Genomic DNA, 663 nt, shown 5'->3' with positions numbered 1-663 from the left:
GCAGCCGGCCGGGCAAGGCCGCGGCAGGCCGAGCGTCGGCGGGCACGGCCTGCGCGGACAGCCAGGCGGTGACCGCACTCACGTCTTCGGGTACGAGCTGGCGGGCCACATGGGCCATGCAATCGGGCGCCTGGGCACGCCGCTGGCCGGTCTGCCAGGCGCCAATCTGGCTGTTGAGGTAATCGCGCGGCAATCCCAGCAGGCCCGGAATCGCCGGTGCCACGCCGGTCATGGCGGACCCATGGCACTGCACGCAGGCCGGAATGCCCAGCGCCGCATCCCCCTGGCGCACCAGCGTGCGCCCGCGCTCCAGGGCCGCAGGAGTCGCCTGGGTCGGGGGCGGCGGCGTGTAGGGCAGGTCCAGCGCGGCGAAATGCGCGGCGATCTCGCGCAGGTAGTCGTCAGTCATGTGCTCCAGCAGGTAGGCCATTTGCGGATAGCTGCGGCGGCCGTCCCGAAAATTGAGCAGTTGGTGGTAGAGGTAGCCCGCCGGCTTGCCGGCGATGCGCGGAAAGTAGCCCTCCTGGGTGGCGCGCCCTTCCCGGCCGTGGCAGGCGGTGCAAGCCAGCACGCGGTCGCCCAGGGCAGGAGCGGCCGGCCCGTCGGCAGCCGCCGCGGCGGCCGGCCCCCGCCGCCGTCAGCAGCGCCAGCAGCGACACGAGG

Annotated in this window: 1 protein-coding gene; it reads right to left on the bottom strand. The window is 73.8% G+C overall.

Annotation, left to right across the window (positions count from 1 at the left end):
- Positions 1-583 (bottom strand): c-type cytochrome (locus tag AC27KI_RS26640; RefSeq protein ID WP_487116894.1); only part of this gene is annotated, 583 nt, incomplete at its 3' end.
- Positions 584-663: the final 80 nt, after the last annotated feature.

It is taken from the genome of Acidovorax sp. KPB24-03 (assembly GCF_057546605.1).
The sequence above is the reverse complement of the archived record's forward strand: the minus strand, read 5'-3'. Positions and strand labels throughout refer to the sequence as shown.